This window comes from Rubritalea spongiae (genome assembly GCF_042652385.1).
In the GTDB taxonomy this organism is placed as follows: Bacteria; Verrucomicrobiota; Verrucomicrobiia; order Verrucomicrobiales; family Akkermansiaceae; genus Rubritalea; species Rubritalea spongiae.
In genome coordinates, this window is record NZ_JBHSJM010000001.1 from 646947 (window position 1) to 670908 (window position 23962).

Sequence of the window (23962 nt, forward strand, 5' to 3'; positions counted from 1 at the left end):
ATTTCGCAACGATTGATCATTTATGTTCAAGAATTTCCGTACATTCTTAATCATTATTCTCTTTGGATTGATAGCCCAGCCAGCCATGGCTTGGGAAGTCGTCAACGTGCGTGGACATCAGTACGTCACAGCCGGCAGTATCAAAAGTTTCTACAACTTCAGCAAACTTATTCGCTCAGGGAAAACGGCGATTCTTGAGAATGCGTCCGTGAAAATGAAGATCTCGGCAAATAGCCAAGAATGCTTGATGAATAGTGTGAAATTCATCCTCAGTTATCCCGTTGTCGAGCACTCTGGCCGGCTTCTTGTCTCTCGCATTGATCTTTCAAAACTCATCGATCCAGTTCTGCGCCCCACATACATAAGTAAAGGTGGGAGCTTCCGCACCGTCATCCTCGATCCCGGCCACGGCGGTAAAGACGCTGGAGCTGTCAACCAATACGGAACCGAATCTTATTATAACCTCAAAGTAGCCCGACTCGTACGCGATATCCTCCAACGCCAAGGTTACAACGTCATCATGACTCGCGATAGCGACCGCTATCTCTCACTCCAGCAACGCGTTAACTTCGCCAATCGCTACAAAGACGCAATCTTTATTTCAATTCACTTCAATGCTGGTGGACGTAGACAAGCACGTGGTATTGAGACATTCACACTCTCACCCGTCGGCGTCGCCCACTACGGCCGTAGTGTCAAAAGCTCGGACTACAACATGCGCCAAGGCAACCACCAAGACTCTGCCAATATCGCACTCGCCACCGCTATTCACGGACGCACACTCGAGCGCACACGCTCCGCAAGTATTCCCGACCGCGGCATCAAACGCGCTCGCTACAGCGTACTCACCAGCGTGCGCCATCCTGCAGTCCTTGTTGAAGGAGGCTTTATGAGTCATCCCACAGAAGCCCGGATCATTCACTCTGGTAGTTACCAACACAGTGTCGCCATGGGAATCGCCGAAGGTATTATCCGCTACCACCGCGCTCTCTCGTCACGCTAGTTTTAACTCTCTCATAAGCTCGTCTAACGGTAAACTCTCTAACTGAGTAGCGCCTAACATTAAGAGCTCAAAAACACCCTAGAACACTTGCAGTCTAGGTAAAGCTTGCTAACTTTCTAGAAACATTCATCCATAATTATGATCGAATCATCTAATCCATATGCGTCACCATATACCGTGGCTGCACAACCAGTCGATGCACGCTCAGCGTTTATCCGAAAAACCTACGCCCACCTCGGCGGAGCCATAGCTGTATTCGCTCTACTCGAATACTTCTTCCTGCAGTCACAAGCCATGCTCAACCTCGTCGCTCCAATGATGGGAAATTGGTGGCTTGTACTCATCGTCTTCATGGGTGTCTCATGGATTGCCTCAAAATGGGCAACTAGCAGCACCTCTCTCGGCATGCAATACGCAGGCCTAGCGCTCTACGTTGTCGCTGAAGCTATCATCTTTATTCCGATCCTCTATTTAGCCGTAGGAATGACCGGAAGTACTGTCGTCATCGGTCAAGCAGGCATCATCACAGTCGCCCTCTTCCTCGGCATTACTGCGGTCGCCTTCATTACTAAAAAGGACTTCTCCTTCCTCAACAGCTTCTTGATGATCGGTGGCTTTATCGCCCTTGGCCTCATCTTTGCTTCCATGATCTTCGGCTTTAATCTCGGTATCATATTCAGCGCTGCGATGGCCATCTTTGCTAGCGTCGCAATCCTTCGCGACACCAGCAACATCATCCACCACTACGGAACCAACCAATACGTTGCAGCCTCTCTCGGCCTCTTCGCATCTGTCGCCCTCCTCTTCTGGTACGTGCTGCAGATTCTTCTCTCACTATCAGGCCGTGACTAATTTCGCACCCTGAGATTACTATCAACAAAGCGTTTCGGGCTTTCCTCCGAAACGCTTTTTTCGTATCTAGCAGAAACACTATGGCAGCTAACAACTCACTTCCCGAGCACGTCGAAATTATCCAGAAGCTCATGCTCCGTGCTCCCCAGCACCGAGCCATTCTCATCCCCACCATGCTGCTCATAGGAATCGTCTCACTCACTTGGGGAATTAGCCTCACCATCACAACTGGCATCGAAACACCAATCAATAGCTACCCGATCACCACCGGCTTTTGGGTTTTCTCTTGGCTCATCGCAGCGATCACTCCCTTGCTCCTCAGTATTTTCCTTTCCTCCAAACAGGCAAAAAAAGACCAACACAAACTCGACACACCCCAGCTCCGGCACATCTTCCGTAGCCTCGCACCCGCCCTCATTTCTGGCTTCGTTTTTGGCATGATCGTTGGCTTTCACGACATTCGAAATCTCCCATTCACAGCCTCCATTTGGATCTCCAGCTACGGTGTCGCTCTGCTCGCGATTCGCATCTACTGCACCAAATCTGCACGCTTCCTAGGCATACTCATGCTCTCACTCGGACTCTCTTATTCTATTGTCGCCTACAGTAGTTTCGGCAGCATGCACCCTATCCATCTCGCAAACTTTTTCATGTGTGTCGCCTTCGGCATGTTCCACCTCATCGTCGCATCAGGCTCTATCCTCTTCGCGAAAGCCAACGCATGAGTCCCATCTTTAATCTAAAGGGCTCTCTGCCAATTTCGCCCGACGCGCATCCAAAGCGTCAAAAATTTTCTGAATCTGCGCCCCTCGGTACCCTTTCACAGTCAAATCATCAGTACCAATCAAATACCAACCATAACACGCTCGCGGAGCCATAATCACAATCCGCCGCTGTTCTTCTTCGATCTTAATCTCCAAACCTAACGCAATCGGGTAAATCCATTCGTCAAACTCAGCACCTTTCTTCATTCGAAACTTTGCCTTGTCTGGCAGCTGGAGATCTGCCCCCACATTCGGCTCCACATCATGCCGAGCCTCATACGCTAAATAGATTTTAACAGCACGCTCCAGAGCTTCCTTGTTCAAGGCATATACCGATTTTTCCTGTTCCTCAGCCAGACCGACACCACTCAGCAGCAAGCTGAAAATTAGCAAGAAACAACGCATACTCTAAGCATTACTAAATTCTAACAAATGCCACAACCCGTTTTTCACCCCATCAGCTAGCTCCAGAGAGCAGTCCTCTATCTCCAAATAGTCACAAATCCCACTTGCCCAAAGTCACTCCTTCCCCTAACCCCAAGTGACACAATCTCCACTTTCTCGAACTAACAATCACCCATCACAATGCATCGCGTTTTTGTCGAAAAACAGACCGAGTTTAACTCACCAGCCAAAGAGTTACTCCACGACCTCAGAGAAAATCTGAACCTTACTAATCTCGAAGCTGTCCGCGTCATCCAACGTTACGACATCGACGGTCTCAGCGATGACGATTTCGCCAAAGCTAGCCAACTGATCCTCTCCGAGCCACAGGTCGAAACCTCAAGCTCCGAGCTCAGCCTTGCTGACGACGAAGTAGCCTTTGCTGTCGAATACCTTCCAGGCCAGTTCGACCAACGCGCCGATTCAGCAGCACAATGTGTGACCATCCTCACCGAGAAAGAAGCTCCCATCGTCATCTCCGCACGAGTCATCGTCCTTAAAGGTGCGATTTCCGATGCTCAACTTTCCGCCATCAAAGACTACGTGATCAATGCAGTTGATTCTCGCGAAGCCTCCATGGAACAGCCTGAATCACTCGTCCAAGAAGTTACCACTCCTGCAGATGTCGAAATCCTCGAGTGGTTCTGCGATGCAACCGACGAGGAACTCACCATCAAGCGCAACGAACTCGGCCTCGCCATGAGCGCTCAGGACTTCATCTTCACTCAGCGCTATTTTCGCGATGAAGAACATCGGAACCCGAGTATCACTGAAATCAAGATGCTCGACACCTATTGGTCAGATCACTGCCGCCACACAACCTTCGCCACACGACTCAACGAAGTCGCTTTCGAAGACGGCACCGAGTACGTCAAGCAGGCCTATGTCCGCTACCAAGAAACTCGCGAAGATGTCTACGGCGAAAAAATCCATTCTCGCCCAGAGTGCCTCATGGACATCGCCCTTATGGGCATGAAAGAGCTCCGCAAAACTGGTGAGCTCGACAATGTCGAAGTTTCTGAAGAAATCAATGCAGCTTCTATCGTCATCCCTGTCGATGTCGACGGCGAAGAACAAGAATGGTTACTCATGTTCAAAAACGAGACTCACAACCATCCGACAGAAATTGAACCTTTCGGTGGTGCGGCGACCTGTCTCGGCGGCTGTATCCGCGACCCACTCTCTGGACGTTCCTACGTCTACCAAGCGATGCGTGTGACTGGTGCTGCGGACCCGCGTACTCCATTTTCCGACACCATGCCAGGCAAGCTTCCACAGCGCAAAATTTGTAAAGGAGCTGCGGATGGTTATTCCTCGTACGGCAACCAAATCGGGCTCGCAACCGGTCAAGTTGCCGAAGTCTACCACCCGAACTATGTCGCAAAGCGTATGGAAATCGGCGCAGTTGTTGCTGCAGCTCCTAAGGAAAATGTCTTCCGCGGCACTCCCGCAAATGGTGATGTCATCCTTCTCATCGGCGGACGCACAGGCCGCGATGGCGTAGGTGGCGCCACAGGTTCCTCAAAAGAACACACCGACACAGCACTCGACAATTCTGCTGAAGTCCAAAAAGGAAATGCTCCTACCGAGCGCAAGGTCCAACGCCTTTTCCGCAATCCAGAACTCGCCAAGAAAATCAAAATCTGTAACGACTTCGGTGCTGGTGGTGTCTCTGTTGCCATCGGTGAAATCGCACCATCACTCGAAATCGACCTCGATAAAGTTCTCAAGAAATACGACGGGCTCGACGGAACCGAGCTAGCTATTTCTGAATCACAAGAACGCATGGCAATCTGCGTCGATCCATCCACTATTGATTACTTCCTCGCTGAATGTGATAAGGAAAACCTCGAATGCGTTAAGGTTGCTGACGTCACAGACTCCGGCCGACTCGTCATCAACTGGCGCGGCAAAACGATTGTCGATTTCTCCCGCGCATTCCTCGACACAAACGGCGTCACTCTCGACGCCAATGTCGAAGTCAAAGCTCCGACGGAAGAAACTCCACTCGGCAAACCAATCGCTTCCGTAGCTGCAGCATCTAGTCTCAAAGAAAAATTCACCACTGCCCTCTCCGATCTCAATTCCTGTGGTCAAAAAGGTCTCGGTGAACAGTTCGACAGCTCAGTCGGTGCTGGCACTGTACTTCACCCATTCGGCGGCAAGCACCAGCTCACACCATCTGATGCCATGGTTGCAAAAATCCCTCTCATTTCAGGGAACACCACAACCTGCTCGTTCATGTCATGGGGCTTCAACCCGAACATTGCCACTTGGTCACCATACCACGGTGCGCTCTATGCGGTGACTGAATCTGTCTGTCGTATTGTTTCTGCAGGCGGTCACCTCTCCGATGTGCGCCTCACTCTTCAAGAATACTTTGAAAAGCTCGGCACCAATCCAGCGCGCTGGGGTAAACCATTCGCAGCTTTGCTCGGAGCATTCACAGCTCAAAATGAACTACGCCTCGGAGCGATCGGCGGGAAAGACTCAATGTCTGGCTCCTTCAATGACATCGACGTCCCTCCGACACTGGTTTCATTCGCCGTTGCACCCGGAAAAACCACTCTCGCACTCTCACCCGAGTTCAAAGAAGCTGGCAGCGACCTCTATCTCGTCACTACACCGCGCGATGAAAACCTGCTTCCCGACTTTGAAAAGCTCAAGGAAATTGCTGACCTTCTCTACGCAATCAATGTAGAAGGTAAAGTAAACGCTATGCACAGTCTCGCAGAAGGCGGCGTTGCTGTTGGTTTATCCAAGATGAGCTTCGGTAACAAACTTGGTGCTGAAATCGAACTCGCAGAAGACACGCTATTCAGTGAAGGCTACTTCAACTTCCTCATCGAAGTAAAAGCTGGCTCTGAAGTTCCATCCGCACTGAATGCGCAGAAGATAGGTCAAACTGTCGAAGCGCCAACTCTCATTGTAAATGGTGAAACTCTTGATATTGAAGAACTCCTCTCCGCATGGACAGGCTCACTCGAATCAACCTACCCATCCAATACAGAAGTTGCACACAACGAACTAGAAACCTTCTCATTCAACAGCGAAACTTCGAACAGTCGATCAGCCAATCTCGCTTCTACGGCAAAGCCAAAGGTCATCATTCCTTGCTTCCCTGGCACCAACTCTGAATACGATTCAGCCAAAATGTTCAACGAAGCTGGCGGCGATGCTCACATCGAAGTCTTCCGTAACCTTAGCCCTGCACACGTAGAAGAATCACTCGCAGCTCTCGCGAAACAAATCAACAAATCACAGATTCTAATGCTGCCCGGCGGCTTCTCAGCCGGTGACGAGCCAGACGGTTCAGGTAAGTTTATTGCCACGGTCCTTCGTAACCCTGTAGTTCGCGATGCGGTAATGGACCTCATCAAGAACCGCGACGGCCTCGTCCTCGGCATCTGTAATGGCTTCCAAGCACTCATCAAAACAGGCCTTGTCCCATACGGTGAAATCCGCGACCCGCAACCTGGTGCACCAACGCTCACCTTCAACGACATCGGCCGCCACATCGCTTGCTACGCCACCACGCGCATCGCTTCAAACATGTCTCCATGGTTGGCGAATACCGAAGTCGGCGACTTGCACAATGTGCCTTTCTCACACGGCGAAGGCAAGTTTTACGCCACTGAAGAAGAGATCAAGCAACTCGCTGCCAACGGTCAGATCGCAACTCAGTACACTGACCTAGAAGGTAATCCATCCATGGATATCCGCTACAATCCGAACGGCTCGCTCTACGCCATCGAAGGAATCACTTCCCCATGTGGTCGTGTGCTCGGTAAAATGGGCCACACTGAGCGCCGCGGTACAGATGTTGCCAAGAACATCCCTGGCGATAAACACCAACCACTCTTCAAAGCAGGTATCCAATACTTTGCTTAAAATAGGACTCGGAAATCCTCAACTCTTTCAACGCAAACAGCGACTCGAACCCGAGTCGCTGTTTTTTATACCAGCTTTGAACAAACTCTGCAGAAACAGCTAGCCGAAAAACCTGATTCCACACCAAGCTTCAGAGTTTTATTTCTTCTAAAATAGTCTCTTCCGTGTCGATCAGTCTAAAAGTGACATGAGGTGTGTTCTCGCTAAAACCGAATTCCAATTCACTGAATGCCCATGTGCCATTTCCTGGATAAGCAAAAAGCTGCTTGCTTAGATCAGATGCTTTCCCCCCGCCTGGTACACCACCTAAGGTTCCAACACCAAACTCTATGTACTCTTTCCCATTGGGCCGTTCAATCCTAAAGGCGTGCGCACCGTGTCTATCTCCTGAGAAAAGCAGTACCTTCTTATTTTGTAGCGTATCTAGAACTTTATAGAGCTCTTCTCGCCCTTCTTTATCCCAAGTTCCCCAGCTATCTTTTCCGTTAGAAATATAGTCCGTCCACATGGTTCCCCCGCTGAGAAGAATAAATGGTGAAGTCGATTCCTTCAGTGTTTTTTTCAGCCAGTCCGTTTGTTCTTCACCCAAAAATGAATGCAGTTTCCCACGCGCCTCATTCACGCGACATGATCTAGTATCTAACATGATAATTTGCGTGTCGCCAATAACAGTCTGAAAGTAGATCCCTTTCCGAGAAAGGTTCGATTCAGGATTATTCCACATCTTCTTCCAATTTTCACGCATTTGTTCAACAGGAATGGCGTTTTCAGGTTTCCTATAGTAGAGACCTCCTGTGTCATCTCCGTAAAAATCATGATCATCCCAAGAAGCGTAAGTCGGTACATTTGCTGAAAACTGTTGCCAAACTGGAGAGACATCGCGCAAGAGATTATCAATATTCCTCAGTGGAACCGTGCGTCGACCATCCACAGAGAGATCCCCCAGCAACATCATTGCAAGATTATCGCGCTTCTCTACTAGCTCGAGCAGCTCTGGCCGATGCAAACCAATTTTATGAAAGTCAGCTCCAACTGCGATTTTATAAGGTTTACTTGAGCCTGCAGTAGGTGGAGTAGTAAATGAACCCTCAGCGAGTACTTCTTTTTCTGCAGAAATAACACTATATGTGTAATCAGTGTTTGGGCTCAGCTTATCACATTTAATAAATGAAATGGTTTTAGGACGTGAACTGGAGTATGTTTTCTCTCCTTCCGCGTTTTTTACAATGACACTAAGTTCAGCCTTTTGAGGAGTTTGTATTCTAACAGTCACGCTTTCACTTGTCAGCCTACCTAACATTGCCTTTCCGATAGTTTTTATTCCAAATTTCTCACATACAGCGGGTAAATGGTGATGTGTTTCTCCACCTAAAATGGCATCTCTAGCCTCTGTATAGAAAGCTATCGTTTCAGCTGGTTGCTCATTGAACTGATTTAAAATTTTAAGATCAATAGCTAGTCTTCCATCGTGTGCTTCTTTAAGACTCACGAATTTAGGATTACTCTCATCTGCTGAAGAAAAGCTTAGACCAAGCAAAAAAAACGCTGCTGAAATTCTAGCAGTATTTTGAACGGTGTCTGCAGTTTTAGAAAAAATACACATAGCATCTGTATTAAGTCCACTTACAGCTCACGCAGCAAACTAATACACTTTCCTTAACACGACTAAGCTCTTTTCTGATTACGTCACAGCTCAGCATAATAGCTTTGAAGAATTGAATCATCCCAGCGAAACCTAATCCTTCGAACAACAGATTCCCCCATAGAAAAGTCTTGTAGAATCCAAACCTTCTTTTCTCGATAGCCCTTAAATAAAAAAAGCTCATGGCAAGAACACCAAGAGCTTTCTCTTTAAATAAGTTAAGGTCTCCTTATTTACCTTTAATGACCTGCTTTCGCTTACCGTCAGCTTCAACAATAGTGAATGCACCGCCAGTATTTTTCGCTAGAATAGTGAGCGCTCCTTGAGCCGATGGCTCCATCATCGCGATGGTATTAATCTTAGTTCCCAGCTCCTTCGCTTTTGCACTCATCTCATTAGCAACCTTATTTACGTCACCTCCGACACCGTCAGTCATGAAATAAATTACATCTGGTGCAGGCTCCATAGATAATGCCATTTCAAGAGGTACTTCCCATGCTGTACCGAAGATCAAAGGAGTGTTTTTTACGTGTTTGAGAGAGTTAGCAACATTATCACTGCTCGCTTTAAGCCATTGAGCACGTTTCATTGCGGAACGTGATCTCCAGTCATCTTCACCTGGACCGTAGTCATACTTTCTTCCACCATCAGCAGTAATAACACCAGCCTTACGACTTTTCACATCAAGCTTCTCACCTGCTACCCACGCTGGACCCGCAAAATAAATCATTTGATAATCCATACTAGATGGCAATTCCTTGATCGCTTTAGTAAGCTCTTTACGCATCAGCTCATCGCGACCCTTCCCCTTCATTGACATCGAATAGTCAATAACGTAAGCGATACGCTGAGCTTCCACTTTTTGTCCAAAGAAAGATGCCGCTGCCGCTCCAGCGCCTTCGCCCCAGCCTGCTCCGTCAAAACCTTCACCGAAATCATCTCCCGCACTAAAGTCGAGACTTGGTGCCTCCACATCAGAAACTGGGTTTGGTACCGAAACATTCGCGGACGAGCTAGAAGCAATCACACGAGCCATTGACATACTAGGAGCTGAAGGTGGCTTCACTACTTCATTCGTCACCTCTGGTTTATCAATAGTTTGAGTCTCTTCAATCGAAGGGTTATAAGAAATAATTTGCGGAGGATTCTTCACCTCCACAGTCATCGCTATTACAAAAAGAATTAAACCTAGCAAAAAGCAGGCAAGAATCGCAATAACGATGGATGATATACTCGAAACTCTCTTCTGCGCAGCAAGCGCAGCTTTAGCTTCTTCTGAAATTTGTGCGTGAATACTCATGGTGTGGATCAGTAGGTTTCTACTAGTCTTGCCATTATTCTACCTCCTGTCCATACGCAATTCATCATTTTTACCCCCCTATTTTTTGGGGTCACGTTCTCTTTCCACTACTTAAACGAAAAAGCCTGTGGCGAGAACACCACAGGCTTTTAAAAGAATAAAATAGAGATCGCGCCTAGCCTCCAGTCTTAGGATTGCGCTTTTTCGGCTTTTTCGCCTGCTTCATTTGATCAAATGGAGCCGTCGGCTGCTTAGGCCCGCCAGGTTGTTTACCCGATGCGATTTCTTGTTGTCGCTGCACCTCTTCCAATTTTTCAGCCATTTTCTCAAACAGACTCTTTTTACGTGGCTTACCATCATCGGTCTGCTCACCTTTTTCCTGAAGCTCTGGCTCAGGAAGGTTTTTCATAAGTAGCGTCTGAATGATGGACACCACGTTTTGAGTCGACCAATAAAGCGCGAGAGCGGCAGCGTAGTTATAACAGAAGAAGAAGAACATCAGCGGCATCAACATGAAGATACGACGCTGTAATTTATCTCCAGACTGCGGGGTCAAACGCATTTGGAACACCATTGTAATAGCCATGATTATTGGCAGTACATTGATCGGCACTCCGAAAATATCCCAAACCGTGTCAGGACGTGACAGGTCATCCACCCATAAGAAACTCGCTCCACGCATCTCGACAGCTGAGCCCAACATCTTGAAGACACCGAAGAAGATAGGAATCTGAATAAGCATTGGCAAACAGCCTCCCATCGGGTTCACCCCATAGGTCTTATACAGCTTCATAGTCTCCTGGTTGAGTTTCTGCGGGTTGTCCGCATACTTCTCGCGCATTTCTTTCATGATTGGCTGAAGCTTGCCCATCCGCTTCATCGTGCGGGTTGACTTATTGTGCAGCGGCCAAATAAGAATACGGATAAATACTGTCAGAAGAATTACCGAAACACCCCACGCCCAGCTCGCATCACCGAACCAGTCATGGATGATATTCAGTGACCAACTCATGAAATTCGCAAACGGAGAAAACCAGCCGTAGTTCATAATCGCGTCCGTATGCGGCCCAACCGCGGTGACGATGTCACGGCTCTTCGGTCCCATGTAAACTTCAAGTGAATAGTTTTGCTCACTATTCGCTTGAAGTAGTTGGTCTGGGAAATTGAGTCCCATTGTGAAAACCCAACGCTTGAGCATTTTCTCATCCTCCTGGATGTCACGCTCCTTACCTGTCGCCCATACTGAACTCACTTGAAAACCTTTCGGCATGAAGAAAGTTGTGAAGAACTGATTGTTCACACCCGCATATTCTAACGATGAAGGTAAAATCACTTCAACTGGTCGTGCTGAGCTAAACCAACCACCAGCAAATGGCTTGTGCTGGTCAAATTCAAATTCACCGTCGTGGTAGTAGAACCAGCCCGCCTTATCCTGCATTTCTTTACCGTGCAGAGGAGCAGCTGTTCCTGTGTACACGCCGTAGTCAGAAAGATTAACTGGCTCACCACTCACATTTTTAAAACTCAGATCTAACTGTAAACGATAGCCCTTAGCTTCATCGCCGGGAACTAATGTCCAGAGTTTCTTAACCTTGATACCATTACCAATTTCCCCCTCGAAAGTCACAGAATTCTCTGACTTGGCAGTCATTGCATAGCTACTGCCGTCGATTTTATTGTAGTCATCAGCAAGAGCTCCTACTGGATAGTGAGAAAGCTGATTAAGCTTAATGTGCCCATCACCGTAAATCGTCTTCTGCTCAGGAAACTCAGCAGTTTTCACACCACCACCAAAACTCGTGAAGGTGTAAATCACATCGACCTTATCTCCATCTTTTCCAATGAGTGTATGTGTCTGTTCCTCTGCTTTAGCTGGCAACTGCGGCTTATCAGTAATCAACTCAGGCTCTGGATCCTGCTCTGATTGCTCAACAAGCTCTTGTCCTTGCTGCTTTTCTAACTGGTCAGCATTCTGACTCGTGTAGTAAAAATTGGCCACTAGGCCTAATCCACAGAGAACGAGAATGATCCATGCTTTACGATCCATCATAGTTTTATATGTATATCTAGAAATTTATTTTTTGGGTGGAACTGGGTCATGCCCACAACCGCCCCACGGGTGACAACGACAAAGGCGGTGAATCCCTAGCCAACTGCCGCGCAGCGCTCCATGGGTATCTACCGCCTCATAAAAATAATGCGAGCAAGAAGGTGAAAATCGACACCCTCCATACGGGCCGCTCACTGCCCTTAAAATAGGATTCAGAAATTTCTGATATCCTCTTATTGCGAGTTGGATCAATGTGACTACTGGTCGCATCTCTACTCTACAGGTTTGATCAACCCTAACTTTCGCGCAAGCTTGAGCCATTCCTTTTCAAGTTCCTCGTAGCTCGCCTCAGTGGCTCGCCAACGAGCAATCGTTACAATGTAACAATCTTCCCTCAGCAACTCACCATGTTTCTGAATAATCGAACGAAATACGCGACGTAAGTAATTACGTTGATGGGCTTTCCCCACCTTCTTCGTGGTGATCAATCCGAGTTTAGTGTGCTTAAGCTCATCAGCTGGCAAGGCGCTGACAACAAGATAGCGCCCCGGACGCGACTCCCCTCGCTCTCTCACACGAGCAAATTCTACTCGGTGATTCATTGAGAACTTTCTAGGTAGGCGCATGGGGCGCTAATTCACCTGATATATAGTGACTAGAAGTAGACGCAAACCGCCTACTTCCAAGGATCATGCTATACTAGGTGTGTTGCTTGGTGTGACGCTTGAAGTGAAGCTCAGCACCTTTAGGAAGGAGACGCTTGCGGCCCTTTTGACGACGACGACGGATACAGTCGCGGCCTGCTTTAGTAGCCATGCGTGCGCGGAAACCGTGCTGACGCTTACGTACGCGCTTAGATGGTTGATAAGTTCTTTTGCTCATGATGATATTCCTAGTTGGAAGTTAGAAATTGATTCTCCCTCCACCTCCACTGAGTTGAGGTAGATGGATGGGCGGGCAAACTAAGTATTTCGGGACGCTTGTCAATACGTCATTCGTTTTCCTTCACATTTTTTTCTCGGATTTTTGTTTTTCGTAGCGATTCCCCGCACAGCCTGCTACTCTTCCGCATCAAAATGATGAGTGAGTCCAGCGAAACCAAGCAACACCTCTTAGGCGGCGATGTGCCAAAAGTAGAAACAGCCACTATTGAGGATCTTAATCAAATCACCGAACTCGTCATGGAATTGCTCGACGAACAAAGTGATTTCACACCGGACCGCGCCACCCAGGAACGAGGAATCCAGCTCATCCTAGAACAACCCAACCGTGGGCGCATCTTCGTCCTACGAAACGATCATCAAATCATCGGCGTCGTAAACCTCCTCTTCACTATTTCCACAGCAGAAGGAGGGATGGTCCTCTTATTAGAAGACTTCATCATCCACCCCACTCATCGAGGTCACGGCTATGGTGCCATTCTTTTCGAACACGTCGTCAAATTCGCTAAAACCAAGAACTTCTTGCGAATCACCCTCCTCACCGACAAATTCAGTCAAGCATCCCAAAAGTTCTTCCAGAACCAAGGATTTAAATATTCAGGAATGATTCCGATGCGACTCAATCTCAGCTAAATAGAACACAGTTCTATCGTCCAAGCATCCAGTTCGTTTCATCCACACTCATCTGCTGCGCTTCACCCTTTCCCTTGATCGGTGGCGAGACAAACGAATCTTGCTCCACTTGAGTAGCTGCATTGATCTGCTTTGACTGCTGGGTCCCACGGCTCACGGTTTGCGACCCACCATAGAACTGACCACTCTCATAGCCCTGACCAGCGGCATTCGCTACTTCCCCTTGTACTCTCGATTGCTGCTCTGCGAAGTGAGGCGTCTTTTGGTATTTACTACCATCACCACCATTATAGTAAGACCCAGCATCATACTCCTTGTTCTGGCTCCATCCCTTCTTACTATAGCTTTCCGTATAATAATTAGAACCTGATTGCTGACGAATATTTCCATAGTTCGCCTTGTGCTCAAAACTACTCCGCTTATTGCTATTAGTCTGCACAGACCCATCCTCTTTGATCTGATAAGAAACATCTGACATGTATTTATCGATCTCATTCGACTCTGCTTTTTCAACTGTCACCGTTCTTTTACTTGCGCAAGCAACTACACAAAAAGAAGTCATCAAGACATAAGAAACTGAAAGCCAATACTGCATGCGTCTGGGTGTACCCAAGGTCCTAGGCGAAATCAAGAACACAATCCCCCCGCTCTCACTACCTCAAGCTTCTCCAAATGATTCCCATCACCGCCGCCCACACACAGAAGACACTTCCAGAAACCCTCAATCCCATAGTGAAACTATTCCTTGATAAGCAAATGCCACAGAGAGACTCTAGTTGCAACAGCTTCTACAGCCTGCTAACATCAAAACATGAAAAATAAACAAGCTATTCTAACATTTTTACTCCTCGGGATCCCCTGCCTTTTCCTCTCAAGCTGCGCCACCGATGCCATCCAGCGACGCATTGACAAGAACCCTGAAATGTACTCCCGCCTGAACGCGGATGACAAACAACGCGTAAATTCTAAAAAAATCGCGCAAGGTATGAGCAAAGAAGCTGTATTCTTAGCCTTCGGTGGGCCCTCTAGATCCGCTAAAGGTTTGAAAAATGGCAAACACTATGAACGCTGGTACTACACTCGCCTGACCCCTGACTATGTTGGCGGTTACTACCCAGGCTATGGCCGCTACGGCCCACGAGGCTACTATGGTTACGGCGCAGGATTCAGCGCGTTCCCAGATTACACTCGTGAGCTCGAAGCCATTGTCGAATTTCGCAATAACAAAGTCTACGGTTGGGAAGACGTCCGCTAAAGTACGAGTGACAACATTGCCACTACAAATCTGCTAGTTTGCTGCTTGCGCTCCAGCCCAAGAACTCCTTAAAGTACACCTACATGAAATTGTTATTCACCTCACTCATAGCAGTTGCCAGCGCCTTCGCATTTTCATCATGCGCCACGACTGGCTCCGGCGACCTCGGCGCTTACGACAAATACGACCTCCCGGCTACTAAGCCTACCAACCCCAGTAATGTAAGAGTTAAAGTCTCAACCAATGCACAGATGTGCTACGTAATGGAAGGTAACAAGCCTCTCCTCGTTATGCCCGTCTCCGTCGGCACCAGTTCAACTCCTACCCCAAAAGGAAATTACACAATCTACAGCAAACAAGAATACCGCCGCGCAGCCACACATGGTTACTTTGATCTCGGTGGCGGCCGCTATAGTGGCGGATACCTCCGCAATAAACCTGCAGGTTCAAAATTCATCGGTACTCCAATGCCATACTGGTCTGAATTTAAATCCGGCTATGGTTTCCACACTGGCTGGATGAAAGACCGCCCGTGCACCCATGGTTGTATCCGTATGCACCACAATGTTGCGCCAAAATTCTTTGCTCTCATCAAAGAAGGCACGCCACTCAACATCGCGTACAGCCAACCTGAAGACAAAACCATCGGCCGTAACGTCCCACGCCCTCCAGACGCCACACCACTCCCAGACTTCCCAGTCAGTTACATGGTCACTAACAAAGTATACAAGCGTCACAAAACGCCGACATTTAACTAAACTTTCTTTCACATCGAATGCCCGCAGACAGACTCTGCGGGCATTTTTATTTCCCCCCATCTCCCTACCACTCATAAAAAAGTATTTGCCAAGCCTCTCACTTGCGTACAAGATCCCTATGTCGTCACGACAACGAAGTTGTATCTTCGGGATGTTCTTTAACGAGTTATTTTGTAACTCCCCCCATAACCCCATGGGAAACCCACTTTGAATGTCCTTATTGGTGCGAAGGCACACCCACGTGACACAATCCTAACTGACAGTATTTTCTATTGTTTTAAATACAGCACCCCTACACCTACACACAGGGTTCCTACACACATTGTTTTTCTAACAATGCCTATCCACAGCGGTAGCACACACTACTTTTCACCTACTGATCCAATATGAGCGAAGAAGCTTCTCAAACAGAAGAAAGCGCAGAAATCAAGGCACCTGCAAAAAAGGCAGCCAAGAAAGCAGCTAAAAAAACAGCCAAAAAGGCGACGAAGAAAACTGCTAAAAAAGCTACCGCAAAAAAAGCAGCGAAGAAGACTACTGTAAAAAAAACAGCAAAGAAGGCTAGCGCAAAAAAGGCAGCCAAAAAATCTGCACCTGATTCTACGAGCCAAACAGAAGCTCCTGCTAAAATCACTGATTCAGAACCAGCTCCAGCTCAAAAAACTGTTGAACCAGCTCCTGCAGCCAAAGAAGTACCCTCTTCTAACACAGCTGACATGGAAGAAAAAACAGCAGCAGCCCCCCCTCAAAAGGAACAAGATCGGCAAACATCCGAAAAGCCGCGTAGAAACAATCAACGTAAATCACGCAATGGCCGAGTCGAAGGTGGTGGCCGCGTCCAAAACCGAGACAACAACAATCGCGATAATCGCCGAGACAATAACAACCGCGATAACCGCCGTGGTGGCAAAAACAATCGTCGCAATAACAACAACCGTCGCGGCCCCAAAAAAGAACAACAAGAATCCAAACCTGTTGAACTTAAAGGCCCACCAGAAGCCGTTAGTGGCATCTTGGAACTGAGCCCCAAAGGCTTCGGCTTCCTTCGCGAGCTCTCATCAGACCTCGAACAATCCAACAACGACGTCTTCATCTCTCCTGACATCGTCAGAGTCAATGGTCTTCGCGTTGGTGTCTGGATTGAAGGCATCGCAATGCATGGCCCTCGCGGTCTCCAACTCTCAGAACTTAAAACCGTCAACGGCAAACCAGCCGACGAAGCCCGCAAGCTTCCACACTTTGACGAACTCAAAGCCGTCAATCCAGACAAGCGCATTCCTTTCGAAACCGAATCTGAACGCTTCACCACCCGCGTGCTAGACATCATGTCTCCAATCGGTCGCGGCCAACGTGGACTCATCGTTTCTCCACCTCGTTCAGGAAAAACCACCATGATGCTACACATGGCTGAAGCTGTACGAGAGAAATACAGTGAGGAAATGCACCTCATGGTCTTGCTCGTAGATGAACGCCCAGAAGAAGTCACCGAATTTAAAATGAGCCTTCCAGGAGCAGAAATTTACGCCAGCTCCAATGACTCTGGCGCGAAAAACCATTGCCGCGTCGCAGAACTCTGCATCGAACGCGCAAAACGACTCGTCGAAGCAGGTGAACACGTTTTCCTCATGATGGACTCCATCACCCGTCTAGCCCGCGCCTACAACAACGTCTTAGGCGGCAGCAAGATAGGCAAAGGCCGTGGTGTCCAATCGGGCGGCATCGTCTCAGGCGCTCTAGAAATGCCACGCCGCCTATTTGCAGCAGCACGCAACACACGCTCAGCTGGCTCTCTCACCATCGTCGCAACTGCACTCGTCCACACCAACTCACGTGCAGACGAAGCAATCTTCCAAGAATTTAAAGGCACTGGCAATATGGAACTCGTTCTCGATCGCCGCATAGCAGAACAATACATCTATCCAGCTGTCGACATTTTCAAATCAGGCACACGACGCGAAGAACTTCTGCTTCCCGAGCACATGCTTCACAAGATCCACCTCATCCGTAGAGGTCTCTCAGGAGCACGCCCTCACGAAGCCATGGAACGTCTCATATTCTTCCTTAAACGCTTCCACAACAACGCTCAAATGTTATTAGAAATCAAAGGATAACACTGATAGAGCCAAACAGAAGATGACAACAGTAAGTCTAACTAAGTTCTAGATCCTGTTCATTCTTTCTAAAAAATGAGAAATCAACCAGTCAGTACGCGATTCGCCCCTTCGCCTACTGGCTACCTGCACCTCGGCCATCTTTATGCCGCCCTGTTTGCTCGCGACCTCGCAGTGAAACATGGCGGCCGCTTTCTTCTACGCTTCGAAGACATCGATACTACACGCGTGCGTGACCATTTTTATGACGCAACAGAAGAAGATTTACACTTTGCAGGTATTGAATGGGAGGAAACGCCTCTGCGTCAAACCACTCGCTTTGAGCAATACGCAAACGCCTTAGAAAAACTCAAACAACTGGGCGTCGTTTACCCATGCTTTTGCACGCGTAAAGATATAGAACGTGAACTAAACAACCTCACACGTGCACCACACGGACCCGATGGGCCACTCTACCCAGGAACATGCAAACAGCTCAACACCAATCAGATTCAACAAAAACTCAAAGACCACAAAGTTCCCGCATGGCGCTTAGATGCGAGTAAAGCTCTCCAACTCACAGGAGAACTTACTTTTTACGACAGCATGCGTGGCACTATCTCAGTCAATCCACACCTCTTAGGTGACCTAGTTCTCGCTCGCAAAGACATTGGCACCTCCTACCACATTGCCGTAGTAGTGGATGATGCCTATCAGAATATTACTGACATCACTCGCGGCAAAGACTTACTGGAATCCACACACCTACACAGGATTCTCCAATACTTGCTAAGATTCCCGGAACCTCGCTACCACCACCATGATCTCGTCTGTGATTCTCATGGTGAACGGCTCGCCAAACGCGATGCTGCTCTCTCAATCCGTGAACTTAGAAATCAAGGCCGAACAGCTTTAGAACTGATTAACCTCTGCCAAGCTCATTTGAGCTAGCCGGCTAGAATTCTAAATTACCTAGTCTAAACCTAGACACATCTATATCTGTCCACACTCAAAGCGCTGATTCATATCAATCGCAGGATTATTCGATTTACCTCGAACCTTAGCAGGAACACCAGCCACAGTAACATGTGCTGGCACGTCATTAAGAACCACACTACCCGCTCCAACCTTGGCACATTTGCCAATTTCGACGCGACCTAAGATCTTCGCTCCCGCTCCAATCAAAACGCCAGTTCTGACAATTGGATGCCGATTGCCTGAGGTCTTACCTGTTCCACCTAAAGTCACCTCATGAAGCAAAGAAACATTATCTTCAACAATCGCGGTCTCTCCGATCACCACACTTGTGCCGTGATCTAACATAATTCCGCAACCGATCTGTGCCGCTGGATGAATATCAACTGAGAAAACCTCACTACAAATACTCTGAAAATACAGCGCCAAGCTCTTCCTATCAGCTTTCCAAAAATGATGTGCCACACGATAGGTAATCATTGCCATGAAACCTTTAAAAAAGAGAAAAGGCTCAAGCGGAGAATCACATGCTGCATCCCGATCCACAATTGCCATCATGTCATTCGCCACACTTCTAACGATTTCATCCTGAGACTCAAACACCTTACTCAAGATAGGCTCTAATTCTTCACGAGTCATATCCTCTCTAGCAAGTTTACGCGACATACGTGCAGCCAAAGCTTGCCCTAAATTCCCTCGATTTAAGATAGTATCGAAGATTAGTGATTTCAGCTGCGGCTCGCCATCAGCCACGAACTGTGCTTGCTCTCTTAATAAGATCCATGCCTCATCGACTGAAACATGAGTACTCTTGCAAAGATTATTAGGATTAGAGCTAGAATTTTCGGGCATGATATGATCTTGATTGGTGCGTGAGAGTTTCCCAGAAGTTAGAATACGCGTGCCGCGCGATGACGCAACTCGCAAAGCATGCTGACGGCAAGACCATTACCCGACTCGATGAAGTTGCAAAGCGCGAATCGGTGTCCGCAAACTTTCTTGTGCAAATCCTCAACGATCTCAGGAGATCAGGGCTCGTTACCAGCAAGCGCGGTAAACTTGGAGGATATTTACTATCTGGCAAGGCTGAAGATATATCTCTTTATGACATCGTCTTGGCAGTCGAGCCCACACTGCTTGAAGACACCACCACCAGCGAAGGCGAATCCGGCGCAGCCGTCAGAAAAACTTGGCAACTCACCAGTGCCGCACTCACCGAATCACTGACAAAAACAAAGCTCAGTTCGCTAGTGGAATCTGATGACGGACCTATGTTCTACATCTAATCGATCGGAATACCGTCGTACTCGACCATGGTCTGGCGAAAAGTAAAACTTCCCGACGTGTTGGCATTGGGTAACAATGCGAAGTTGACCCACTCAGAAACCATCCCCTTCTCAGTTTCAACACTGATCTTTGCAGCTACCACCACTTTGCCGTCCGCCTTCGGATACACTTGCAAAGTCGTCGGAATTTCAACCTCCGCCATCCACCGCGGCTGCATCTCATCTTCGATCTTCTCCTTCTTAAAACTAAAGCCGCGCTTCTTCTTAATTTCCTCGTAAGCAAATGGACGCTTCCCCCCTAGCATAAGCTGAGGCACATTCACCTTCCGGCTCGTTTTCTCTGTAGTGATCTGCACCGCATCCACCCTTAGATTTCTATGCACGGAGGGATCACCTTCCGCCACAAACTTCCAGTTAAATGGCCCATCGAAATTCGCAGTTCCTGCACGGTACACTAATTTCGACTTCTCAATCGCACCTTTGCCGTACAGCGGCTCAACCTCAGAATAAACCTCAGCTCCATTCACCCAAGCCACTGGCGATTTTTTCCAAGATGACTCAGGCTCCACAGCTTTCACCTCCTCTTTTTCACCCTCCGTGTTAGATGCACAATTTACCAACAAGGCGCATAGTAAAATCCCAATCCATTTCATAGCTCTATTCATTAACAAATCTCACGAAACTGCCAATAGCTGAATTGAGACTTGATTGCTACGCTCCATAGCTTCTATTCACCCCATGACTAACGGCCTAGGGATATTCATCATCATTTCACTCATCGTACTGTGGAACCTCGACCTCATTTCCACTCTACTTAACCTCAAGGCTCTCGACCCCAAACTACCCAAAGAGTTTAAAGGCATTTTCACCGAAGAAAAGTACGCCCAATCCCAAGCCTACACCCGCGTCACCTCGAAATTTGACATTTTCCAATCAACCTTCAACCTACTACTCACCCTCACCTTCTGGCTGGCCGGTGGTTTCGGATGGTTAGACACACTTGTTAGAGGATTCGGTTTTAACCTAATCTTCACTGGCCTCTGCTTCATGGGAATTCTTTTCTTAGGTCAAACACTCATCGGCATCCCATTCCAGATTTATTCGACCTTCGTCATTGAAGAAAAATTCGGCTTCAACAAAACCACAGCCAAAACCTTCATTATCGACCAGTTTAAAGGACTCATCCTCATGGCCATCATCGGAGCTCCCATCCTCGCGCTCATTCTCTGGATCTTCCAATCCATTGAAAATGCCTGGATCTGGGCCTGGCTCGCATTCACCATCATTCAACTCCTTCTCACCTACCTCGCCCCCACTTACCTCCTTCCACTCTTCAACAAATTTGAACCAATGGAAGACGGTGAGCTCAAAGACGAAATCAACGCGGTCGCCAAAAAATGTGAATTCCCACTCACCGAAATTCACATCATGGACGGCTCGAAACGCTCTACAAAATCAAACGCCTTCTTCACTGGTTTCGGCAAAAATAAAAAAATCGCCCTCTTCGACACCCTCATTGAAAAACATACCGTAAAAGGTCTCGTCGGTGTACTCGCTCACGAAATCGGACACTTCAAATGCAAACACATCATCCAGCGCATGGTGGTTGGCATCGTTCAGGGCGCCGTCCTTTTCTACCTCATCGGCGTCGTCACCGATCCTGCAAATCCAGTAGCTCAATCACTGTTCGAAGCATTTTACGTTGAAAAGGTCTCAGTCTACGCTGGCCTCATTTTCTTCTTCATTCTCTTTTCACCAGTCAATCGCATCCTCAGCTTACTCTCTAACATCACTAGCCGCAAACACGAGTTCGAGGCCGATGCCTACGCCGCCAATGCGCAGGGCACACCAGACCATTTGATCGATTCCCTCAAGCAACTCTCCGCCGACAATCTAGTGAATCTCACACCGCACCCGCTCCCAGTCTTCCTAGACTACTCGCATCCTCCAATGCTCAAACGCATCGAAGCACTGAGAAAACTCAAAATCTAGCGGCATAGCCTAGAGCCTCGGTTCCCCCCACCATTCAATTTCTTAAAAATAAAATTTCCAATCTCGGTCACTCCCCCCTATCGTCCCGCGCGTGGACAAATTGACCGAAATCATGAACTACAAACGGCAGGAAATCGAAGCCGTGATCCCGCGTATGCAGAAGCTTAAAGCTGCTGCTCTCGAACGCAATGAATTCCGAGGTTTTCGCAGCGCTCTCGATCGCGGCCCAGACCAGCTCAGTGTGATTGCCGAAGTCAAAAAAGCTTCACCATCTGCAGGCATTATCGATCCCAACTTTGACCCAGTGCGCCAAGCCCGCATGTACATCGACGGCGGAGCTTCCTGCATGTCCATTCTCACTGACGAAAAATATTTCAAAGGCCACCTTTCCTACCTCGCTAAGATCGCCCAAGAGTCCCCAATCCCTTGCCTGCGTAAGGACTTCATGGTGCACGAAGTACAAATCTATGAAGCCGTCATTTCAGGAGCAGACGCCATTTTGCTCATCGTTGCCGGCCTTACTGACGAAGAACTCAAAAAACTCTACGACATCGCTCGCACCTTCCAACTCGATGTCCTCGTCGAAGTCCACAACCTCCCAGAAATGGAACGTGCACTCGACCTCGGAGCCGACCTCATAGGCATCAACAACCGCAACCTCAAAACTTTCACCACCGACCTCGCTACCACCGAGCAGCTAGTCGATGAAGTCCCTGAAAATGTCATACTCATTTCCGAGTCAGGCATTAAGACTCCAGCTGATGGCCAACGCGTTCTCAACGCCGGAGCCAATGGCATTCTCGTAGGTGAATCTCTCATGCGCGCCAACAATCCAGCCGAAGGTATCCAGTCCTATCTCAATCTCGTTGCCTCCAATGACAACGATGTGATTGAAGCATAATTTATCGAGGTTATATTGCCTCTCCACCACATACCGCTAGCACCTTGTCTTTCGTCGACACATTCAACCAACTTCCAGAAAACAAATCTCCTCTCCTTAGGAAATTTGAACGACTCATTGCCCCAACATGCAATGAGCAGCTCGAAGCAATGGCAGCAGAAGCTCAGAAGCTTACACGTCGCCACTTCGGCAAAACCATGCGCTTATTCGCGCCACTTTACGTTTCTAACGAGTGCGTCAACAACTGTTCCTACTGTGGTTTCTCCAGAGACAACCCCATTCTCCGCACCACGCTCACAGTGGAGCAAGTCGTCACCGAAGCACGCCACCTCCACTCGCTCGGCTTCCGCAACATTCTCTTAGTCGCTGGCGAACACCCCAAATTTGTCTCCGACGGCTACCTCCAACAATGCATCGACGCGATTAAATCTTTCATCCCGACAGTCGCCATCGAAGTCGGCCCAATGGAAGACCACCAATACGCCGAAATCGTCAACCACGGCGGAGAAGGCCTCATCGTCTATCAGGAAAGTTACGTTCGTGAGGTCTATGCAAAACTCCACACTGCAGGACCTAAGAAAAATTTCAATTGGCGCCTCGAGTGCCCTGAACGCGCCTACGCTGGTGGTTTCCGCCGTATTGGTATCGGCGCCCTCTTCGGTCTCGCCCCATGGCGTCAAGAAGCTCTCGCGCTCGCCGCTCACCTCGAATACCTTTATAAACATTGTTGGAAAGCGAGCTTCAGCGTCGCCTTCCCACGCATGCGTCCCTACGCCGGTAACTACCAATACTCCCCAAATCCAGATCTCTTTTTAGACGATCGCACTTTCGTCCAGCTCACTACAGCTTTCCGCATCTGCTTCCCGCAAGTAAATATCGTCCTTTCCACCCGCGAGCCAGCAAACCTACGCGATGCCATGGTACCACTCGGCATCACTCACATGTCGGCAGGTTCACAGACTGAACCAGGCGGTTACACCGGCGCAGGTCACGACGACCTCCATCTCACAGTCAAAGGTCGCCGCGTGGAAATCGAAGAACGCAAACCCTGCCAAAAAGCCACCGAGCAGTTCACCATCGACGATAAACGCTCTCCGTCTCAAATCGCCTCCATGCTCCAAATAAAAGGATACGAAGCAGTTTGGAAAGATTGGGACGAAGCCATCCTCACCAAATAACATTCCC

Annotated in this window: 23 protein-coding genes; 13 read left to right on the forward strand and 10 right to left on the reverse strand. The window is 48.3% G+C overall.

The annotated features are described in order from the left end of the window. Positions 1–22 precede the first annotated feature (22 nt). The 3 genes from ACFPK9_RS03140 to ACFPK9_RS03150 all read left to right on the forward strand — a co-directional run bounded on the left by ACFPK9_RS03140 (position 23) and on the right by ACFPK9_RS03150 (position 2580). The gene (locus ACFPK9_RS03140) at positions 23–1003 is read left to right on the forward strand and encodes an N-acetylmuramoyl-L-alanine amidase family protein (RefSeq protein WP_377093177.1); all 981 of its coding nucleotides are present in this window, start codon (positions 23–25) and stop codon (positions 1001–1003) included. 138 nt (positions 1004–1141) lie between these two features. Beyond that, entirely contained in the window at positions 1142–1855 is a 714-nt protein-coding gene (locus ACFPK9_RS03145; RefSeq protein WP_377093179.1) for a Bax inhibitor-1/YccA family protein, read from the forward strand. Between the two features lie 80 nt (positions 1856–1935). Beyond that, positions 1936–2580 carry a hypothetical protein gene (locus ACFPK9_RS03150; RefSeq protein WP_377093180.1) on the forward strand — a complete coding sequence of 215 codons (645 nt, stop codon included), beginning with the start codon at positions 1936–1938 and terminating at the stop codon, positions 2578–2580. Positions 2581–2589: 9 nt separating this feature from the next. Here ACFPK9_RS03150 and ACFPK9_RS03155 read toward each other — a convergent pair whose 3' ends face one another. After that, positions 2590–3024, reverse strand: coding sequence for a hypothetical protein (locus tag ACFPK9_RS03155; protein WP_377093181.1), 435 nt, complete (start codon positions 3022–3024; stop codon positions 2590–2592). A gap of 180 nt (positions 3025–3204) precedes the next feature. Here ACFPK9_RS03155 and ACFPK9_RS03160 point away from each other — a divergent pair, with 180 nt between their 5' ends. After that, on the forward strand, positions 3205–6954 hold the full coding sequence (locus ACFPK9_RS03160) for a phosphoribosylformylglycinamidine synthase (RefSeq protein ID WP_377093182.1): 3750 nt from the start codon (positions 3205–3207) through the stop codon (positions 6952–6954). Positions 6955–7084: 130 nt separating this feature from the next. On the opposite strand, the gene ACFPK9_RS03165 is transcribed toward ACFPK9_RS03160, so the two are convergent. The 6 genes from ACFPK9_RS03165 to rpmH form a co-directional block, all read right to left on the reverse strand. After that, positions 7085–8557, reverse strand: a complete 1473-nt coding sequence (locus ACFPK9_RS03165) for an alkaline phosphatase D family protein (RefSeq protein WP_377093183.1) — start codon at positions 8555–8557, stop codon at positions 7085–7087. Positions 8558–8825: 268 nt separating this feature from the next. Continuing rightward, positions 8826–9896, reverse strand: a complete 1071-nt coding sequence (locus ACFPK9_RS03170) for a vWA domain-containing protein (RefSeq protein ID WP_377093185.1) — start codon at positions 9894–9896, stop codon at positions 8826–8828. 175 nt (positions 9897–10071) lie between these two features. Further along, on the reverse strand, positions 10072–11946 hold the full coding sequence (gene yidC / locus ACFPK9_RS03175; protein ID WP_377093186.1) for a membrane protein insertase YidC: 1875 nt from the start codon (positions 11944–11946) through the stop codon (positions 10072–10074). Between the two features lie 24 nt (positions 11947–11970). Further along, the gene (gene yidD / locus ACFPK9_RS03180; RefSeq protein WP_377093187.1) at positions 11971–12267 is read right to left on the reverse strand and encodes a membrane protein insertion efficiency factor YidD; all 297 of its coding nucleotides are present in this window, start codon (positions 12265–12267) and stop codon (positions 11971–11973) included. Further along, positions 12219–12572, reverse strand: a complete 354-nt coding sequence (rnpA, locus tag ACFPK9_RS03185; protein ID WP_377093188.1) for a ribonuclease P protein component — start codon at positions 12570–12572, stop codon at positions 12219–12221. The genes yidD and rnpA overlap by 49 nt, the downstream gene beginning before the upstream one ends. Before the next feature lie 73 nt (positions 12573–12645). Beyond that, positions 12646–12828, reverse strand: coding sequence for a 50S ribosomal protein L34 (gene rpmH, locus ACFPK9_RS03190; RefSeq protein ID WP_377093189.1), 183 nt, complete (start codon positions 12826–12828; stop codon positions 12646–12648). A gap of 194 nt (positions 12829–13022) precedes the next feature. Between rpmH and ACFPK9_RS03195 the strand changes: the two genes are divergently transcribed. After that, a complete protein-coding gene (locus ACFPK9_RS03195) occupies positions 13023–13520 on the forward strand; it encodes a GNAT family N-acetyltransferase (protein ID WP_377093190.1) in 498 nt (165 codons plus the stop codon). A gap of 13 nt (positions 13521–13533) precedes the next feature. Here the strand turns inward: ACFPK9_RS03195 and ACFPK9_RS03200 are convergent, their stop codons facing one another. Next, positions 13534–14115, reverse strand: coding sequence for a hypothetical protein (locus tag ACFPK9_RS03200; RefSeq protein WP_377093191.1), 582 nt, complete (start codon positions 14113–14115; stop codon positions 13534–13536). Between the two features lie 216 nt (positions 14116–14331). Here ACFPK9_RS03200 and ACFPK9_RS03205 point away from each other — a divergent pair, with 216 nt between their 5' ends. From ACFPK9_RS03205 to gluQRS, 4 genes are all read left to right on the forward strand, one after another. Next, positions 14332–14775, forward strand: a complete 444-nt coding sequence (locus ACFPK9_RS03205) for a hypothetical protein (RefSeq protein ID WP_377093192.1) — start codon at positions 14332–14334, stop codon at positions 14773–14775. A gap of 83 nt (positions 14776–14858) precedes the next feature. Continuing rightward, the gene (locus ACFPK9_RS03210; RefSeq protein WP_377093194.1) at positions 14859–15533 is read left to right on the forward strand and encodes a L,D-transpeptidase; all 675 of its coding nucleotides are present in this window, start codon (positions 14859–14861) and stop codon (positions 15531–15533) included. A 386-nt stretch (positions 15534–15919) separates the two neighbouring features. Next, positions 15920–17644, forward strand: a complete 1725-nt coding sequence (gene rho, locus ACFPK9_RS03215; RefSeq protein ID WP_377093195.1) for a transcription termination factor Rho — start codon at positions 15920–15922, stop codon at positions 17642–17644. A gap of 75 nt (positions 17645–17719) precedes the next feature. Continuing rightward, positions 17720–18574 (forward strand): tRNA glutamyl-Q(34) synthetase GluQRS, encoded by an 855-nt coding sequence (gene gluQRS / locus ACFPK9_RS03220; protein WP_377093197.1) that lies wholly within the window; start codon positions 17720–17722, stop codon positions 18572–18574. 42 nt (positions 18575–18616) lie between these two features. On the opposite strand, the gene cysE is transcribed toward gluQRS, so the two are convergent. Continuing rightward, positions 18617–19450 carry a serine O-acetyltransferase gene (gene cysE, locus ACFPK9_RS03225; RefSeq protein ID WP_377093198.1) on the reverse strand — a complete coding sequence of 278 codons (834 nt, stop codon included), beginning with the start codon at positions 19448–19450 and terminating at the stop codon, positions 18617–18619. Positions 19451–19470: 20 nt separating this feature from the next. Between cysE and ACFPK9_RS03230 the strand changes: the two genes are divergently transcribed. Beyond that, positions 19471–19884, forward strand: coding sequence for an RrF2 family transcriptional regulator (locus tag ACFPK9_RS03230; protein WP_377093199.1), 414 nt, complete (start codon positions 19471–19473; stop codon positions 19882–19884). Here the strand turns inward: ACFPK9_RS03230 and ACFPK9_RS03235 are convergent. Beyond that, on the reverse strand, positions 19881–20549 hold the full coding sequence (locus ACFPK9_RS03235; RefSeq protein WP_377093200.1) for a hypothetical protein: 669 nt from the start codon (positions 20547–20549) through the stop codon (positions 19881–19883). The genes ACFPK9_RS03230 and ACFPK9_RS03235 overlap by 4 nt on opposite strands. A 73-nt stretch (positions 20550–20622) precedes the next feature. Here ACFPK9_RS03235 and ACFPK9_RS03240 point away from each other — a divergent pair, with 73 nt between their 5' ends. The 3 genes from ACFPK9_RS03240 to thiH all read left to right on the forward strand — a co-directional run bounded on the left by ACFPK9_RS03240 (position 20623) and on the right by thiH (position 23955). Further along, entirely contained in the window at positions 20623–21876 is a 1254-nt protein-coding gene (locus ACFPK9_RS03240; protein WP_377093201.1) for a M48 family metallopeptidase, read from the forward strand. Between the two features lie 112 nt (positions 21877–21988). After that, a complete protein-coding gene (gene trpC, locus ACFPK9_RS03245; RefSeq protein WP_377093202.1) occupies positions 21989–22777 on the forward strand; it encodes an indole-3-glycerol phosphate synthase TrpC in 789 nt (262 codons plus the stop codon). 44 nt (positions 22778–22821) lie between these two features. Further along, positions 22822–23955 carry a 2-iminoacetate synthase ThiH gene (gene thiH / locus ACFPK9_RS03250; RefSeq protein ID WP_377093204.1) on the forward strand — a complete coding sequence of 378 codons (1134 nt, stop codon included), beginning with the start codon at positions 22822–22824 and terminating at the stop codon, positions 23953–23955. Positions 23956–23962 lie beyond the last annotated feature (7 nt).

Coding starts and splice junctions, on each gene's coding strand:
- ACFPK9_RS03140 (WP_377093177.1), top strand. CDS start 23: ATGTTCAAGAATTTCCGTACATTCTTAATCATTATTCTCTTTGGATTG.
- ACFPK9_RS03145 (WP_377093179.1), top strand. CDS start 1,142: ATGATCGAATCATCTAATCCATATGCGTCACCATATACCGTGGCTGCA.
- ACFPK9_RS03150 (WP_377093180.1), top strand. CDS start 1,936: ATGGCAGCTAACAACTCACTTCCCGAGCACGTCGAAATTATCCAGAAG.
- ACFPK9_RS03155 (WP_377093181.1), bottom strand. CDS start 3,024: ATGCGTTGTTTCTTGCTAATTTTCAGCTTGCTGCTGAGTGGTGTCGGT.
- ACFPK9_RS03160 (WP_377093182.1), top strand. CDS start 3,205: ATGCATCGCGTTTTTGTCGAAAAACAGACCGAGTTTAACTCACCAGCC.
- ACFPK9_RS03165 (WP_377093183.1), bottom strand. CDS start 8,557: ATGTGTATTTTTTCTAAAACTGCAGACACCGTTCAAAATACTGCTAGA.
- ACFPK9_RS03170 (WP_377093185.1), bottom strand. CDS start 9,896: ATGAGTATTCACGCACAAATTTCAGAAGAAGCTAAAGCTGCGCTTGCT.
- yidC (WP_377093186.1), bottom strand. CDS start 11,946: ATGATGGATCGTAAAGCATGGATCATTCTCGTTCTCTGTGGATTAGGC.
- yidD (WP_377093187.1), bottom strand. CDS start 12,267: ATGGCTCAAGCTTGCGCGAAAGTTAGGGTTGATCAAACCTGTAGAGTA.
- rnpA (WP_377093188.1), bottom strand. CDS start 12,572: ATGCGCCTACCTAGAAAGTTCTCAATGAATCACCGAGTAGAATTTGCT.
- rpmH (WP_377093189.1), bottom strand. CDS start 12,828: ATGAGCAAAAGAACTTATCAACCATCTAAGCGCGTACGTAAGCGTCAG.
- ACFPK9_RS03195 (WP_377093190.1), top strand. CDS start 13,023: ATGATGAGTGAGTCCAGCGAAACCAAGCAACACCTCTTAGGCGGCGAT.
- ACFPK9_RS03200 (WP_377093191.1), bottom strand. CDS start 14,115: ATGCAGTATTGGCTTTCAGTTTCTTATGTCTTGATGACTTCTTTTTGT.
- ACFPK9_RS03205 (WP_377093192.1), top strand. CDS start 14,332: ATGAAAAATAAACAAGCTATTCTAACATTTTTACTCCTCGGGATCCCC.
- ACFPK9_RS03210 (WP_377093194.1), top strand. CDS start 14,859: ATGAAATTGTTATTCACCTCACTCATAGCAGTTGCCAGCGCCTTCGCA.
- rho (WP_377093195.1), top strand. CDS start 15,920: ATGAGCGAAGAAGCTTCTCAAACAGAAGAAAGCGCAGAAATCAAGGCA.
- gluQRS (WP_377093197.1), top strand. CDS start 17,720: ATGAGAAATCAACCAGTCAGTACGCGATTCGCCCCTTCGCCTACTGGC.
- cysE (WP_377093198.1), bottom strand. CDS start 19,450: ATGCCCGAAAATTCTAGCTCTAATCCTAATAATCTTTGCAAGAGTACT.
- ACFPK9_RS03235 (WP_377093200.1), bottom strand. CDS start 20,549: ATGAATAGAGCTATGAAATGGATTGGGATTTTACTATGCGCCTTGTTG.
- ACFPK9_RS03240 (WP_377093201.1), top strand. CDS start 20,623: ATGACTAACGGCCTAGGGATATTCATCATCATTTCACTCATCGTACTG.
- trpC (WP_377093202.1), top strand. CDS start 21,989: ATGAACTACAAACGGCAGGAAATCGAAGCCGTGATCCCGCGTATGCAG.